The following is a 15,241-nucleotide window of genomic DNA, read 5'->3' on the forward strand; positions in this document are numbered from 1 at the left end:
CTTCCCAATAGAAAATTTGAACAATGGAAATACGCAACGACTGGACGAAAGAAGAGATAAAAGCAATATTTGATAAGCCTGTATTGGAGCTGATCTACGAAGCGGCTACTGTGCATCGCCAACACAATGACCCCTCGGAAGTGCAGGTTTGCACTTTGCTTTCGATCAAAACAGGTGGTTGTCCCGAAGACTGTGCTTATTGCCCTCAGGCTGCGCGGTACCACACGGATGTGAAAGTACATAAGCTCCTGGATGTAGATTTTGTGATGGAAAAAGCCAGGAAAGCCCAGGAGAGTGGAAGTACCCGTTTTTGTATGGGAGCGGCATGGCGCGAAGTACGTGATAACCGTGATTTTGATAAGGTTATAGAGATGGTTTCCGGGGTGAATTCCATGGGTATGGAAGTTTGTTGCACCCTGGGTATGCTCACCGAGACCCAGGCTCAAAAGCTAAAAGATGCAGGCCTTTATGCCTACAATCATAACCTCGATACCTCTGAGGAGCATTACGAGGAGATCATTTCTACCCGTACTTATGATGACCGATTGGAGACCATCGATAACGTGAGAAAGGCAGAAATCTCAGTGTGCTCAGGTGGAATCATCGGGCTGGGAGAGGCCAATGAAGACCGAATAGGAATGCTTCATACGTTGGCAACAATGAGTGAGCATCCGGAGTCTGTTCCTGTGAATGCTTTGGTACCTGTGCCGGGCACCCCTTTGGAGGATCAGGAGAAAGTATCCGTATGGGACATGGTGAGAATGATCGCAACCGCTCGGATCATTATGCCCCGGGCTATGGTTAGATTGTCTGCCGGTAGGGTGCGAATGTCCGTGGAGGAGCAAGCCCTTTGTTTCCTGGCCGGTGCCAATTCTATTTTTGCAGGAGATGAGTTGCTGACCACCCCCAACCCTGAAGTGGATCAGGACAAAGCCATGTTTCAGACCCTAAACTTGAAACCCAGAGCCTCCTTTAAAGGGGCTGCAGCTGAAAAATTCCTTGTTTAACCCGGAGACCCCAGAGCAATGAAATTTGTGGACCTCAAAATCCGTAATAAACTTGCTCTGGTGATGATTCTCTTCGCGCTGGCAGTGATTTCACTGTTGTCAGCATTGTATTATATTCAGTTCAAAGAGGCCCTGAAGGAAAGAGTTTTATTGCAGCTATCCTCTGTTAAGCAGCTCAAGGTGTCTCAGGTGAGGCAGCGAATGGAAGCACTGGTATTCGATTTCTTATCAAACCAGGTTTTCACAGAGCAGCCGGACAATGCGGACGTGTTGATTGCTTATGGGGTGATTAGCCACGATACTGTGGTGTCAGGGTATCCGCTTTCTTATCCGGAGATTGTCGGGTCAGTGGCTATTCAGGATCTCACACCTCATGATCCGGCAGGGCAAATTACCCTTTGCCTGTATAAGAAAGAGGCCAACGAGATTCGCTTTGGCATTTTTCGCCCAAATATTCAATCTATCTTGATGGAACGGACTGGCCTTGGCGAAACGGGCGAATCCTATCTGGTAGGTGAAAATATGACTATGAGGTCAAGTTCCAGGTTTTTTCCTCAAAGGCGGCCTACAGATATCGTGGTGAAGAGCCAGGGAGTGATTGATGCACTGGAAGGTGAGGAAGGTTACGGGCTCATCAATGATTATCGTGGCGTGACAGTGTTTAGTGCCTACGAACGATTGGATGTCTTTAACCTTACCTGGGTGATTCTTTCAGAGATAGACGAACAGGAAGCACTTTTCCCCCTAAAGAGCCTCCGAACCAATCTGGTGATTGTATTGGGCATCATCCTGATTTTTGTTTTTATCGCTTCATACGAGCTCGCACGGCAGCTGGTGAAGCCGGTGTTGATCACGGAAGAGCAGCTGCGAAAAATGTCAAAAGGTATTTTTGAATCCACTTTCGATGTGGTGAAGCGAGAGGATGAGATTGGTCAGATGTTTAGCGCTCTTGAGCGTTTGATTGCCGCGCTGAAGCAGACGGTGGTTTTTGCTAATGAGATTGGATCCGGAAATTTTGAAGCGCGATACGATCTGTTGAGTTCGGAAGATAAGCTGGGGGCGGCACTCATGGGCATGAAGGAGCGGCTGCAGGCCTATCAGGTGAGTGAAAAGCGACTGAAATTAGAAAATCAACGTTCGCTGATCAGTGGGGAGGAAAAAGAGCGACTAAGGTTATCTCAGGAGCTCCATGACGGATTGGGACCTATGCTCACCATTCTGAAGATCAAAGTAGAATCCAGTACCATACAGGCAGACGAAAAGAAGGAACTCATGCGGCTCTTTGATGAGACACTGGGTGAAATGCGCAAAATCTCCAATAACCTGATGCCAAGTGTACTCAGAGACTTTGGAGCGGGAGAGGCCATCCGAAACCTCCTGAAACAAATAGGTCAGGATCGGTTGCAGGTGCATTACCAGTATGATCCTAATGGGAAAATTAACATTCCTACAAATATTTCTATTGCCCTTTATCGGGTGGCTCAGGAAGCGGTCAACAATGTCCTGAAGCATGCCAGGGCATCGGTTCTGAATATTTCTTTAACAGAATTTACCGATCGGGTGAGTCTCTACATTCAGGACAATGGGCAGGGTTTTGATCCCGAAAATGTCACCTTGGGCAATGGACTAAGAAACATGCGTGAGCGTATCAACGTAGAAAATGGTATTTTTGAGCTTACTTCGGACAGTAAAGGTTCGGTAATAGAAGTAGAAATCCCTCTTGTATGAGTAAAATTAGCGTTATCGTAGTTGATGATCATCAGCTTTTCAGAGAAGGAGTGAGGTCACTCTTTGCTGAGGATGATCTTATTTCTGTAGAAGGAGAAGCAGACTCAGCTGAGAGTATGTATGAGTTTTTCGAAAAAGCGCTTCCCGAAGTGGTCCTCATGGACATTACCATGCCAGGTGCTGATGGATTGTCTATCATCAGAGAGAGCCGAAAGCGATTTCCGGAGGTGAAGTTCATTGTACTCACCATGCACGCAGATGGCCAGTATGTAGTAAAGGCTGTGAGGAGTGGTGCTTTTGGATACTTGCTGAAAAACGCGGACAAAGAGGAACTCAGTGAGGCCATCCGCACGGTGAGCAAAGGGAAGAAATACTTCAATAGCGAGATCTCTCAACTCATGGTTGGGAATATCTCGTTGGAAGGGGACAATACACAGCGTCTATCAGAGCGTGAAACACAGGTATTGCAGCTGGTGTCCAATGGCAAGACTACCAAGGAAATAGCCGAGGAGCTTTTTGTAAGTTCCCGTACGGTAGAGACCCACCGGGTGAATATGATGAAGAAATTGGATGTACAGAATACTGCTGAATTGATCAAAAAGGCGGTAAAATTGAAGCTCATCTAAAAAACATCCGTATAAATACGGATGTCATTTTACCATTTTTTCAGGAAGTCCTTAGTGCCTTAGAGGACGTTTATTTGTGTAAACGAAACCTAAAAAGAGAGGAACCATGAAAAAACTAGCAGCATTGACCGTATTCTGTTTCTTATTTGTCATGAGCACGATGGCTCAGGGTTCCGGAGATTTGAAAGGACCTGAAGCTAAAAACAGAAAGCCATGGCTTGACCCTAAGCCAACCAGCACTGTATACCTTGTAAAAGGTGAAAACCTTCAAGGGCCAGCTGCAAAAAACGCCAGACCACTTGAGCGCAAGGGTGGGGAAATGGTAAAACTTGACTTGACAACAAAAGATAAACTGAAAGGACCGGCTTATAAAAATTACAAGCCGTGGAAAGATCATCAATAGGCATGGGTGAGCACACACTTCATGGAGACCCACACCGATCATCGGTGTGGGTTTTTTATTTTTAAAGGAGTTTGATTGTGGGTATCACTCTGTATTTCTGGAGGGTAAGTCCATAAGATTATATTTTTAACAATCGCATTAATACACTCGTAATTCGGAAGATTATTGGGCGCTTAGGAGGGCAGAGCATCCAAGGCAAGTGTGAATCATTTTGACTTGGAGATTTCCAAAAAAAAAGACGTCAACACTTATAAGTCAAAATGATTTTTTGCGTTGGTGCCCTTTCTTTTGCTTCGTTTTCTTTGGGCAAGCAAAGAAAATGAAGGGTTAGCGGCTCAGCCGTTAGGCTGAACTGTATGGTGATCAGATCACAAGTTCCAACATCCAACTTCAATGCAATTCCCCCACAGGTTTTCGGATTGATCCCTTTTTAATTTCAGTGAAACATCAACTCATCTTTCCCCCAATTTTACAGATTGATCCGTACCAATCTGTCCGGTCGTCATTTTTCACTCAACCTACTTAGGTCTTGATAGAAATTTTTCGAGTCAAAATCATTCACACTTGTCCAGTCCGGGCAAGACAGTTATGCCTTGCTGGCACCAGTGTTCTGTGCTATTCTGAATTTTGTGTATCCTAAGATAAAAATGCACTTTTTACAGCTTACAGGACTATGACAGGAACTTCTTATTCGTCCCTCAGAGCGTCGGCAGGGTTTCTTAATGCTGCCCGGATGGCATGATGGCCAATGGTCAGGAGCGTGAGCAAGAATCCACTTATGCCCGCCAATAAGAAAAGTGACACATCAAGATCAATTCTAAATGCAAACTGATCAAGCCAGTCTTGCATCACAAAATAGGCCAGCGGTGAAGCCATTACGAAAGCGATGATTATAAGCACTAAAAACTCTTGGCCAATAAGGGAAAGAATGCTTCCCATTGATGCCCCCATCACTTTTCTGATGCCTATTTCTTTAGTTTTGATCTCTGTATTGAATGAAACCAGACTCAGTAACCCCAGACAGGAAATGACAATGGCCACAATCGTAAAATAAAGGGTAAGTTGGCTGACCAGAAGTTCACTTTTATAGCGGTCGTTGTAGGCTTTGTCCATAAATGTAAAGTCAAAGGTTCTATCTGGCTGAAACTCCTTGTGAAGGGTTTCCATTGAGGCGATTGCTTCCTGCGTCATATTGGGTTTGGTCTTAATCAACATCAGGGAGGGCTGTGGGTCCATGCGAATGATCAGAGGCTTATATGGAGCATGCAGGGACTGAATATGGAAGTTTTTCGTCACCCCGATGATCTTTCCTTTTTGCCCCCAAAACTCCAGATCCTTTCCTATCGGATCATCAAAACCCATGATGCTTGCGGAGACTTCATTGATGATATAATTATTGGAGTCACTGGCAATGCTGCGGTCAAAGTTCCGACCCTCCTTTAGCTGGATGGACATGAGCGGGATGAAGTCGGAATTGACCGCCAGTATGCTGAAGTAAACCTCAGTCTTCTCATCTCTTCCCACCCAGTAAGGATCAGACGTGGAACTTCCAATATTGGTAGGATCACCATCTGAGGCCGCAACACCTAGTATGCCGGGCATTTTTAGAAGTTTCTCCCTGTAGATCTCAAATGTTTGTGGGGTGAGATCACCAAAGCCCATTTTGACGACATTCTCCCGATCCAGGCCCAGGTTTTTGCTGAAAACATATTGGAGTTGTTTATAGATGGTAATTGACCCAAAAATCATGACTATCGTAATGACGAATTGGAAGACTACCAGACCTTTTCTGAATAGCGCATTGGATCGATCTGCACGCATAATTCCCTTGAGGGAGAGAATGGGATGTAGTGAAGCCATATAAAAGGCTGGATACAAACCTGAAATAATTCCAATGGAAAGAATTAGTCCCAGTGAACCCAGGATGAACTGGGGCGTAAAGAAGTCGGAATCTATTTCCTTACCCGCCAGCACATTGAAGTAGGGCAGCAGGGTCATGGTAAAGAATGCCGAAAGGATAAAGGCCAATAGCGTCATGAGTATTGCTTCAGTAAGGAACTGAGCCCGCAGGGAAGATTTGACCGCTCCCATAACCTTTCTGATGCCTGTTTCCTTGGAGCGTTTGGCGGACTTGGCTGTGGTGAGGTTCATGAAGTTTACACCTGCTAAAATCAGGATTAGAATGGCGGAAATACTTAGCAGTCTTACATAATCTATTCGGCCCCCTGAGAGCTGGCCCTGCTCATACTTATTGTGAAGATACAGACTTGAAAAGGGTTGTAAAATAAGCGGAGCGGTTTCTTGCTGGTCTGGTCGGTTTTCGGAAATGGCATTCCGAATGTTGTCATTGGCAGAGGCCGTAGAATACTCTGGAGCTAGCTTCACATACATGTTATGATTATAGTTGCCCCAATGTTTCTGTGAGGGGTTTATGAGCACATAGTAATCGAAGGGAATAGTGAAGTCAAACTTGAGGGTAGAATGTTTTGGAATGTTTTCGAAAATTCCCGAAAGGGTAAAAGTGCGGCTATTCTTATCGGTGATGCTTTGTCCTATCAGGTTTTTTGAACGCCAGTCATCCCCGAAATAGCGGGTAGCAGCGCTCTCACTAATGACAATCGACTCTGGCTGCTTATACAGCAGCTGATGATCCCCCTGAATAAAGGGGATGGAGAAAATTTCAAAAAGTTCAGGTGAGCCGTAGTGACCAGAGAGGGTTACATGGTCGGGATCTTTTTTGAGAATGAGCGTGGCTCCCCAGTTGGTGATGGCCGCTTTTTCTATGGCCGGATATTTATCCTGCAACACTTCTCTCAGTGGCTGAGGGGTAGTTCTCCAGGTATGTATGGTGCCAGATGACTCAATCTGATTTACCAGCACATAGTGAATTCCATCCACCCCGGCAGGCCATTGGTTGTACTTTAGTTCGTCGTTTACCCAAAGATAAATGAACAGGCTGCAGGTGATTCCTAAGGCCAACCCGAATACATTGGTGAAGGTATAGGCCTTTTCTTTTTTGAAGACCCGAAAGGCGACTTTGATGTAGTTGGAGAGGATTTGAGTGTTCACGGTAAGTTTGGTTGATTTGAAGCTTGAGGGACGAAAAAACCGAATGACATCCAGGGTGAATTTTTGCCTGGCAGTGCGGCGTCCTTTGGTGGATAGGTTATTATGATATTGCTCATAGAGATCCCCCTGGATCTCATCCAGCAGATCTTCATGACAATACCACTTCAGAAAGCGGTCGGCCAGTTTAGGTGGTGGGGTGGGGTTGTTCATATGGTTTTAAATTGAGGGGCCATCTCCCATAGATCATCCCTGGTGGCCTTCAGATCCGCAAGGATTTTATAGCCTGCCTTGGTGATTTCAAAAATTCGTTTCTTGCGACCGCCACGTTCCGTGGTGGCGCCACCCATTTTAGAAGTCACCAATCCTTTCTGTTCCAACCGCTTCAGCACAGTATGAATGGCTGGAATGGAGATGGTTTTTCCGGTTCGACTTTGGTACTCTTCTACCACAGAGACTCCATACACATCCTCCTGCATCACCAATACAATCAAGAGAATGGTTTCTTCAAGGCTACCAATGCTGGTCTCATTCATTATACAGATATTTAATTAACTATTGTAGATCAAATAAACGTGATTCAATAAATAGGTTACAATTTGGGGCAAAAATTTTCACTTTTGTACACTAATGGCTGTCAGATTGGTTTCCTTCTAAGTTTTTGAAACGTAACTTTATCTAAAAAAATGTCGAACGCCGATTTGATTATTGAGGAAAGGAGCCGCGATATCGGTGATTTTCTGGTGGGGAGATTACTTCCATTTCGGAAAAAGCGGATGGTGGGTCCCTTTATCTTTATTGACCATATGGGGCCGAGCCAGATTGGACCGGGACATTACATGGATATAGATCAGCACCCCCATGCAGGACTTTCCACGCTCACCTTCCTGCTGGAAGGAGAGATTATGCATGCAGATAGCATAGGGAGTCAGCAGCGCATCCTTCCCGGGTCTGTCAACTGGATGGTGGGAGGCAAGGGCGTCACCCATACTGAACGTACACCCATGGATCTTCGCGATGGTAAGTCCCATATGCTCCACGGTTACCAGATATGGGTGGCCTTGCCAAAAGAATTAGAAGACATGGAGCCGGAGTTTCACCACCTGGACAAAGCAGACCTGCCAAAGTGGAAGGATGGCAGTACTCAGTTTACCCTGGTGGCAGGGACGGGCTATGGGCGAAAGTCTCCTTTGCCGGTTCATTCGGACCTTTTCATGGTAGAAGTGGTGGCAAAGGAGCCCTACCAACTGGAAATAGGAAATCAGCTGCAGGGTGAAATTGGCATCTGTGTTGTAGAAGGCGCTGTTCAGGCTTGTGAGCATAAGATCGAACGCGGGCATATGTTGGTGTCCAAAACCGATGGTGCGTGTTCACTGACCATGGAGGCAGGTACTCACATTTTCCTTTTTGGAGGGGCACCGTTTCCTGAGGAGCGTTATATCTACTGGAACTGGGTGTCTTCCAGCAAAGAGAAACTGGAGCAGTTCAAAGCTGACTGGAAGAACAAAAAATACCCGACAGTACCAGGTGATGATACCTACATCCCTATGCCTTAACTTTTGCAGTAGGTTTGACTTTTCCTCTATTCAGATTGATGAGTACAGCACTCACCAAAATGATCAGCATGCCTGCCATCTGTGGGGAGGTAATCACTTCACCAGCCAATAGCCAGCCCAGGAACACGGCCACCACGGGGTTAATGTAAGCATAGGTGCCTACAACGGCAGAGGGCATTTCGTTGAGCAGCCAGGTGTAGGCGATATACGCCATAATGGAGCCTGCTACAGACAGGTAGAGCACCGCGCTCCAGGCCGTCAGGTCTGTTTGCGACCAGGTGAAGGTAGTGAGCTCCTGCATCGACAGACTGATCAGCAGGCAGATCACTGCACCACAGAGCAGTTGCCAGCCCAGGTTCTGATACAGTGTGCCGGGAGCTGGTCTGGATCGGTGATACAAGGTGCCTACCACCCAGCACATTCCTCCAAACAATACCGCTATGGAAGCGATCAACTGAAGATGAATCTGAGCATCCGGTAAAGGTTCACTGAGCTTGTCCCTGAATAAAACCATGATGCCAGCAAACCCTAATGCCACTCCTAACAGGATGTAGGGGTTAGAAAAGTAGAGTTTCCAATGTTTTTTGTCCATCACGACAAACCAGATAGGGAGCGTAGCTACCAATACCGAGGCGTACCCTGAAGCAATGTGTTGCTCTGACCAGATGAGAAGACCCTGTCCTCCGGCCAGCACCACCAGTCCTATGAAAGCATTTTTTACCAGAGATGATTTTTTGGGAAGTCCCTCTCCTTTAAAAAGGCTGTAGCCCACCAACATCAGGCCTGCGATTACAAAACGAATAGAAGCCATCAGAAAGGGAGGAAATCCTTCCAGCCCAATGACAATCGCCAGATAAGTGGTGCCCCAGATAATATAGATGCATAAAAATGCCAGAATAATGAGGAAGCGATAGGAGAGTGCTTTTTGAGCCATGATATTATTGAGTTGCTTTTCTTGTGAGAAACATTCTGGTCAGGTGATAGCCATGAATGAAAAGAAATATCACACCTGCCACCACGATGGGATTGGCCGAGATCATAAGACCATAGCCTACATAAAAAGCGGCAGAAAGTCCGTGCGCCACACGCAACCAAAGCATGTGCTTATTGGCCATGGCAAAGATGCCCAGCCCAAGTGCGATGTAGCCTAGTATTTCAGCTGTCATAGTATCAGTTCCATTCGGATGTTGCAGCGTGCGTAGGGTGAACACTCATTGAGCGGTGCTACTTTAAAACCTGAATTGATGTACAAATTCAAAGCAGCCGTGAGCTTAGTGTTAGATTCCAGTACTAGTCGTTTCATTCCTGCTTTTCTGGCCTCCGCGATGGCATGTTGCATGAGCATTTTGCCAATTTTGAGGCCTTTGTACTTAGGGGTTACGCCCATTTTAGCCAGCTCAAAAGTATCTGGTGTTTCCACGATAAGAGCTACCGTACCGACAATCTCTCCATCTACCCTGGCGAAAAAAATACGCCCTCCAGGTTGAATGATGTATTCATAGGGAGCATCGAGCATCTCTCTGTCATGAGGCTCCACAGTGAAGTAAGTTTCCAGCCATTCATAATTGAGGCGGGCAAAATCAGATGCGTATTGCTCCTGGAAGTCCAGGAGCTGCACCGACGCGGTATTCGAAAGTGCATTCATAGGGTTGGTTTGTTTAGTTCATCTATTGTTCTGTCTTTAAATCCTTTTTCTCCGAATCGGGCCTCTATGAGCGAAAACATCTCCATAAAATCCGTTCCCTCCAGGGCCTTGATGACCCCACGCTCTCCGGCATTCCAGATTTGCTCCAGGCGGGGCAGCTGATCATGTGCTTTTTGTGTGAGTGTGAGCAGCCTGCGTCGGTTGTCATCCGTACACTGAGCTGAAGACAGATAGTCTGCCTTCATCATTTTATTGGTGAGGGTGATCACTGATGGGTGGGCCAGTTTGATCTTTTCTGCGATTTCCATCACCGACATCTCACCTTCTCTTTTCAGTAACCTGAAAACCACATACCAGTTAGGCTCAATATCCACCCCCAGTTCTTTGTACATTTTTCGCCCGTCGTGCATGAGGGCATCACTCAGCCTTTTCAGCCTCATGGTAAACCCTAAACACCCTAGTTCCAGTGCAAAATCTTTCATTGTCTTAGTTAGGTAGTTGTCTACATAAATCTATAAACAAAATATGTAGTTGTCTACGTATTAGGGAAAATTTTTGTTTCCTTTTTTTCAGAATACCGTGAACATGGTATACCTCTGGGCAATTAGAGGTGATAGCTTTACATTCAAAACCAAATTGATGAGACCATGAGAAAGCTCCTTTTTACCCTCGTTTACCTTGTGTTTTTCACTGCCCTGGCTCAAAAGACTGTATTCAGAGACGACTTTAGAGACAATAGAAACCAGTGGACCGTAGCCACTAAGACTGAGTATGTCAGCTATCTTCAGGATGGGAAGTATGTGATTTCCAAAAAGACGGAGAGTGGGGGGTGGCTTTTTTTTAAGGAGCTCTATACAGAGTATGAGCGGGATTTTGTGATTGAAGCAGAGGCCAAGCAGGTGAGTGGTGTGGACAACAATGGCTATGGGTTGTTGTTTGCTACCGCAGATGCCAACAATGCGAATTTCTTTATTGTAACCTCCAATGGGCACTTCCGGGTGGCAGGCTATGATGGAGGCAGCTATAAGGCAGTGACCGAATGGACCAAAACCGATAAGGTGAGCAAGATGAATGAAATCAACTCACTCAAAGTGGAGCGAAAGGGGAGTGCACTTTCTTTTTATGTAAATGGCTATCAGGTTTATACCATGTCTGCGGCCGATATGGTGATAAGGGGTCCCAAGTCTGGCTTTGTGCTGTATGATGAAATGAAGGTAGAGTTTGATTTCATTGAGATCAGGCAGGACTATCGAAACATCAATCTGGTGCCCGGCACAGACACCCTGCAAATAGTAAAGGAGCCTCTGGGTACTGAGGTGAACTCTCCCTACACGGAAAAATCACCTGTAATTTCGGCTGATGGACTCACGCTCTATTTCTCCCGTGACGATCATCCCGGTAACAATACCCGCAGAGATCGATCAGACGTGTGGTATTCCAAAATGGTAGATGGCAAGTGGCAAATGGCCCAAAATATGGGCACACCCATTAACAATGCCGGTCATAATTTTGTGATCAGTACAACGGCCGATAACAATGGGCTTTTGATTGGGAACACGTACCATTCTGACGGCAGCTCCAATACCAGTGGTTTTTCTTATACTAACCTTACCCCCTCCGGATGGGAAGTGCCTCGGGATGTGACCGTCGAAAATTACTATAATGACAATGACTATACAGAGAGCTGTTTGTCTTCTTCCAGAAAAGTCATGCTCTCTACTGTGGAGCGTAAAGACAGCAGGGGCTCAAAAGATATCTATGTGTCTTTTCTTCAGGAGGATAGTACCTGGTCTGAGCATGTCAATCTGGGCGATGTGATCAACACTCCTGCTAGTGAGGCCAGCCCTTTTCTGGCCGCAGATGATATCACCCTTTACTTTTCCACCAAGGGTCACCCGGGATTTGGGAGCAATGATATTTTCATGACCCGTCGTCTGGATGATACCTGGCTCAACTGGTCAGAGCCTCAGAATATGGGCCCTCAGATCAATACACCCAACTGGGATGCCTATTATACCATTCCCGCTAATGGGGCATTCGCCTATGTGGTTTCCGAATCTTATTATGAAGGTGATCTGGACATCTACAGGATCAAAATACCAGAGGCAGCCAAGCCCAAGGCCGTGACCCTGGTCTATGGTAAGGTGCTGAACGCCAAAACCAACGAGCCCCTGGCGGCAGAGATCCAGTATGGAGACCTGGGCACCAACAAAGAGATAGGTCGGGCAACTTCCCTGGCAGCGGATGGCTCGTATAAAATTGTACTGACTTCCGGCAAGTCCTACAGTTTTCTGGCTTCCAGACAAAACTTTGTCACCGTCAGTGATAACATCAACATCGAACAGTCGGAGGAGTATCAGGAGATAGAAAGAAACCTGTATCTGGCACCAATAGAGGTGGGACAGACGGTATTGATCAACAACATTTTCTTCGATTTTGGAAAAGCTACATTACGCGAAACTTCTTTTCCGGATCTCGACCGATTGGTGACACTGTTGGAGAAATATGACGGAATGAAGATTGAAATTTCAGGCCATACGGATAATGTAGGTTCTGATGCGGCCAATCAGGCACTTTCACAGAGTAGGGCTCAGGCGGTGCTAGATTACCTTAGCGGGAAAAGTATTGCTGGTGGTCGGTTGATCTCTAAAGGCTATGGTGAGGCGAAACCCCTGGCTACCAATGATACTGAGGAAGGACGCCAGCGAAACAGGCGGGTGGAGTTTACCATCACTGCCATGTAGGCATTTCAAAACAAGACTGTCTAACTTCGCGGGGTATATAAACCCACAAGACTTGAAAGACCTGCACGGAAAGGCCATTTTGGACTATTACAAAGGAAATGATGAAGCCACGCTCATTCTCCACAATTCATATGGAGATCCGGATGAAATGCCAGTGGAAGTGTTTTTCCGGGAAGAAGAGGACCTTACCACCCTTGAGCATCTGGCCCTGATCGAAAGCAAGGGACGTGTTCTGGATTTGGGAGCTGGGGCAGGTGCACATGCGCTGGTACTGCAATCACGGGGTTTTGAGGTTTTCGCAATGGAAAACTCACCGGGATGTGTGGACGTGATGCGTCGTTCCGGGGTGCGAAATGTTCTGTTCGAGGATTTTCGAAAACACCAGGGTCAATATGATACGGTGCTGATCCTTATGAATGGAATGGGGTTGGCTGGTACTTTGGCACAGGTGGAGGGTTTTCTGCAAACCTGTGAAAAACTGCTGAGTCCTGGAGGTCAAATCCTTGTAGACTCCTCTGATATCAGCTATTTGTACGAGGACGGCACCCCCAAGCCCAAGGGCTACTTTGGGGAAGTGCGCTACAGGTATGAATTTCAGGAAACGAAAGGAGAGTGGTTTGACTGGCTGTATGTGGATCAGCGGATGCTGGCTGAGAAGGTATCAGCGGTGGGAATGGAGCTGGAAATTCTGATGACTGATGAAAATGATCAATACCTGGCCTGCATTACCCGGAGCGGGACCTGATCGGTTTTAATCCCACGTTTGGTATGTTTTCATGAAAAAAAGCATTCTTTTTGCACCCGCAAAGACAGAAGCTTCTGTCTGCCAATCAGGCAAACACCCCACAGGAAGCTATTTTGCAATTACTTGTTTAAATTCCATAGGTAGCTGTGTCAGCTGTCACTAAACCACATCATTCAGACGATGAAAAAGTATTTCAACCTTTTTGACCTGAGCCAAAAGGTCAATTATCGAACGGAAATCTTATCCGGACTTACGGTAGCACTGGCCCTGGTGCCTGAAGCAGTGGCTTTTGCCCTGATCGCTGGGTTATCTCCGCTGACCGGGCTTTACGCGGCTTTTGTGATGGGGCTGATCACATCTATTTTGGGCGGACGGCCGGGTATGATCTCCGGAGCTACCGGTGCAGTGGCTGTGGTCATTGTGGCTTTGGTGCAATCACATGGGGTGGAGTACGTGTTTGCTACCGTGATATTGGCTGGGCTTATTCAGGTTACTGCAGGAGTACTCAGGCTTGGAAAACTCATGCGACTGGTGCCTCATCCCGTGATATTCGGGTTTGTCAATGGACTGGCAGTCATCATCTTCATGTCACAGTTGGATTCTTTTAAAGATACATCGGGTAGCTGGTTTGGTGGTGAGCAATTGTATGTGATGCTGGGGTTGGTGCTATTGACCATGGTGATCATCTGGGGTTTGCCTAAACTAAGCAAAGCCCTTCCTGCATCGCTTGTGGCCATTTTGAGTGTGTTTGGGATCGTAGTGGCTTTTGGTGTGGATACCAAAACCGTAGGGGATATCGCTTCCATTTCTGGTGGATTTCCACCGTTTCACTTACCGGCAGTTCCGTTTACCTGGGAGACTCTGGTGGTCATTTTTCCTTATGCCGCCATTGTAGCGGGAGTGGGGTTGATCGAGAGTTTGCTCACGCTGAATATCGTAGATGAAATCACTGATACTCGGGGTAGAGGCAATAAAGAAGCAGTGGCTCAGGGTACTGCCAACATCCTCTCAGGGGTATTTTCAGGGATGGGCGGATGTGCCATGATAGGTCAGAGTCTAATCAACATTTCCAATGGTGCAAGGGCCAGACTCTCTGGTATTGTGGCTTCAGTATTGCTGTTGGTGTTTATCATGTTTGGCGCTGGCCTTATCGAGCAGTTGCCTATTGCGGCGCTCACAGGATTGATGATCATGGTCTCTATTGGTACTTTTGAGTGGGCAAGTTTGCGCACATTCAATAAGATGCCCAGGTCGGATATTTTCGTCATGGTGATGGTCACTTTGGTGACTGTTTTCCTACATAATCTGGCTTTGGCGGTCATCGTTGGCGTGATTATTTCGGCGCTGGTTTTTGCCTGGGACAATGCCAAGCGCATCAGGGCCCGTAAAAGCATTGATGAAAATGGCGTCAAGCATTATGAGATTTATGGCCCACTCTTTTTTGGATCGGTCATCGCTTTCAATGAGAAATTTGACATTCAGAATGACCCGGATGAGGTTATTATTGATTTTCAGGAAAGCCGTGTGGTGGACATGTCGGCCATAGAAGCACTGAATAAGCTGACCGAACGATACCTGAAAGTAGGTAAAAAAGTCCATTTGAAGCACCTTAGCCCTGATTGCAGGCAGCTGTTACAAAATGCGGACGACCTCATAGATGTGAATGTGATGGAGGATCCTACTTACAAAGTGGCCCTTGATCGGTTTTAATCACCCATTAT

At 46.5% G+C, this 15,241-nt stretch carries 14 protein-coding genes; 8 read left to right on the forward strand and 6 right to left on the reverse strand.

The window, feature by feature from the left end:
- Positions 1-23 precede the first annotated feature (23 nt).
- The 4 genes from bioB to RIH33_RS16960 all read left to right on the forward strand — a co-directional run bounded on the left by bioB (position 24) and on the right by RIH33_RS16960 (position 3,764).
- Complete coding sequence (gene bioB, locus RIH33_RS16945) at positions 24-1,007, forward strand: biotin synthase BioB (RefSeq protein WP_406655074.1); 984 nt, start codon at positions 24-26, stop codon at positions 1,005-1,007.
- 18 nt (positions 1,008-1,025) lie between these two features.
- Positions 1,026-2,735: an ATP-binding protein gene (locus tag RIH33_RS16950; protein ID WP_406655075.1), complete on the forward strand. Its 1,710-nt coding sequence runs from the start codon at positions 1,026-1,028 to the stop codon at positions 2,733-2,735.
- Complete coding sequence (locus RIH33_RS16955; protein WP_406655076.1) at positions 2,732-3,361, forward strand: response regulator; 630 nt, start codon at positions 2,732-2,734, stop codon at positions 3,359-3,361. Before RIH33_RS16950 ends, RIH33_RS16955 begins: the two co-directional genes overlap by 4 nt.
- A 106-nt stretch (positions 3,362-3,467) precedes the next feature.
- Positions 3,468-3,764, forward strand: a complete 297-nt coding sequence (locus RIH33_RS16960) for a hypothetical protein (protein WP_406655077.1) — start codon at positions 3,468-3,470, stop codon at positions 3,762-3,764.
- A gap of 687 nt (positions 3,765-4,451) precedes the next feature.
- Here RIH33_RS16960 and RIH33_RS16965 read toward each other — a convergent pair.
- On the reverse strand, positions 4,452-7,043 hold the full coding sequence (locus RIH33_RS16965; protein WP_406655078.1) for an ABC transporter permease: 2,592 nt from the start codon (positions 7,041-7,043) through the stop codon (positions 4,452-4,454).
- Complete coding sequence (locus RIH33_RS16970; protein ID WP_406655079.1) at positions 7,040-7,366, reverse strand: PadR family transcriptional regulator; 327 nt, start codon at positions 7,364-7,366, stop codon at positions 7,040-7,042. Before RIH33_RS16970 ends, RIH33_RS16965 begins: the two co-directional genes overlap by 4 nt.
- 150 nt (positions 7,367-7,516) lie before the next feature.
- Between RIH33_RS16970 and RIH33_RS16975 the strand changes: the two genes are divergently transcribed.
- Positions 7,517-8,386, forward strand: coding sequence for a pirin family protein (locus tag RIH33_RS16975; RefSeq protein WP_406655080.1), 870 nt, complete (start codon positions 7,517-7,519; stop codon positions 8,384-8,386).
- On the opposite strand, the gene RIH33_RS16980 is transcribed toward RIH33_RS16975, so the two are convergent.
- Genes RIH33_RS16980 through RIH33_RS16995 form a run of 4 tightly spaced genes read right to left on the reverse strand, consistent with a single transcriptional unit; the run spans position 8,376 to position 10,513 of the window.
- A complete protein-coding gene (locus RIH33_RS16980; protein ID WP_406655081.1) occupies positions 8,376-9,320 on the reverse strand; it encodes an EamA family transporter in 945 nt (314 codons plus the stop codon). The two genes, RIH33_RS16975 and RIH33_RS16980, sit on opposite strands and share 11 nt — an antisense overlap.
- A 4-nt stretch (positions 9,321-9,324) precedes the next feature.
- Positions 9,325-9,552: a hypothetical protein gene (locus RIH33_RS16985; RefSeq protein ID WP_406655082.1), complete on the reverse strand. Its 228-nt coding sequence runs from the start codon at positions 9,550-9,552 to the stop codon at positions 9,325-9,327.
- A complete protein-coding gene (locus RIH33_RS16990; RefSeq protein WP_406655083.1) occupies positions 9,549-10,031 on the reverse strand; it encodes a GNAT family N-acetyltransferase in 483 nt (160 codons plus the stop codon). Before RIH33_RS16990 ends, RIH33_RS16985 begins: the two co-directional genes overlap by 4 nt.
- Positions 10,028-10,513: a MarR family winged helix-turn-helix transcriptional regulator gene (locus RIH33_RS16995; protein ID WP_406655084.1), complete on the reverse strand. Its 486-nt coding sequence runs from the start codon at positions 10,511-10,513 to the stop codon at positions 10,028-10,030. Before RIH33_RS16995 ends, RIH33_RS16990 begins: the two co-directional genes overlap by 4 nt.
- Positions 10,514-10,678: 165 nt before the next feature.
- Here RIH33_RS16995 and RIH33_RS17000 point away from each other — a divergent pair, with 165 nt between their 5' ends.
- The 3 genes from RIH33_RS17000 to RIH33_RS17010 all read left to right on the forward strand — a co-directional run bounded on the left by RIH33_RS17000 (position 10,679) and on the right by RIH33_RS17010 (position 15,230).
- The gene (locus RIH33_RS17000) at positions 10,679-12,775 is read left to right on the forward strand and encodes an OmpA family protein (RefSeq protein WP_406655085.1); all 2,097 of its coding nucleotides are present in this window, start codon (positions 10,679-10,681) and stop codon (positions 12,773-12,775) included.
- Between the two features lie 52 nt (positions 12,776-12,827).
- The gene (locus RIH33_RS17005) at positions 12,828-13,520 is read left to right on the forward strand and encodes a class I SAM-dependent methyltransferase (RefSeq protein ID WP_406655086.1); all 693 of its coding nucleotides are present in this window, start codon (positions 12,828-12,830) and stop codon (positions 13,518-13,520) included.
- Between the two features lie 180 nt (positions 13,521-13,700).
- Entirely contained in the window at positions 13,701-15,230 is a 1,530-nt protein-coding gene (locus tag RIH33_RS17010; RefSeq protein WP_406655087.1) for a SulP family inorganic anion transporter, read from the forward strand.
- Positions 15,231-15,241: the final 11 nt, after the last annotated feature.

This window comes from Marinoscillum sp. (genome assembly GCF_040222955.1).
Classification (GTDB): Bacteria; Bacteroidota; Bacteroidia; order Cytophagales; family Cyclobacteriaceae; genus Marinoscillum.

Bases quoted from the DNA above. Each gene is read 5' to 3' on its own strand.
- RIH33_RS16970 (WP_406655079.1), bottom strand. From the start codon at position 7,366: ATGAATGAGACCAGCATTGGTAGCCTTGAAGAAACCATTCTCTTGATT.
- bioB (WP_406655074.1), top strand. From the start codon at position 24: ATGGAAATACGCAACGACTGGACGAAAGAAGAGATAAAAGCAATATTT.
- RIH33_RS17010 (WP_406655087.1), top strand. From the start codon at position 13,701: ATGAAAAAGTATTTCAACCTTTTTGACCTGAGCCAAAAGGTCAATTAT.
- RIH33_RS16985 (WP_406655082.1), bottom strand. From the start codon at position 9,552: ATGACAGCTGAAATACTAGGCTACATCGCACTTGGGCTGGGCATCTTT.
- RIH33_RS16995 (WP_406655084.1), bottom strand. From the start codon at position 10,513: ATGAAAGATTTTGCACTGGAACTAGGGTGTTTAGGGTTTACCATGAGG.
- RIH33_RS16955 (WP_406655076.1), top strand. From the start codon at position 2,732: ATGAGTAAAATTAGCGTTATCGTAGTTGATGATCATCAGCTTTTCAGA.
- RIH33_RS16975 (WP_406655080.1), top strand. From the start codon at position 7,517: ATGTCGAACGCCGATTTGATTATTGAGGAAAGGAGCCGCGATATCGGT.
- RIH33_RS16980 (WP_406655081.1), bottom strand. From the start codon at position 9,320: ATGGCTCAAAAAGCACTCTCCTATCGCTTCCTCATTATTCTGGCATTT.
- RIH33_RS17000 (WP_406655085.1), top strand. From the start codon at position 10,679: ATGAGAAAGCTCCTTTTTACCCTCGTTTACCTTGTGTTTTTCACTGCC.
- RIH33_RS16965 (WP_406655078.1), bottom strand. From the start codon at position 7,043: ATGAACAACCCCACCCCACCACCTAAACTGGCCGACCGCTTTCTGAAG.
- RIH33_RS16990 (WP_406655083.1), bottom strand. From the start codon at position 10,031: ATGAATGCACTTTCGAATACCGCGTCGGTGCAGCTCCTGGACTTCCAG.
- RIH33_RS16960 (WP_406655077.1), top strand. From the start codon at position 3,468: ATGAAAAAACTAGCAGCATTGACCGTATTCTGTTTCTTATTTGTCATG.
- RIH33_RS16950 (WP_406655075.1), top strand. From the start codon at position 1,026: ATGAAATTTGTGGACCTCAAAATCCGTAATAAACTTGCTCTGGTGATG.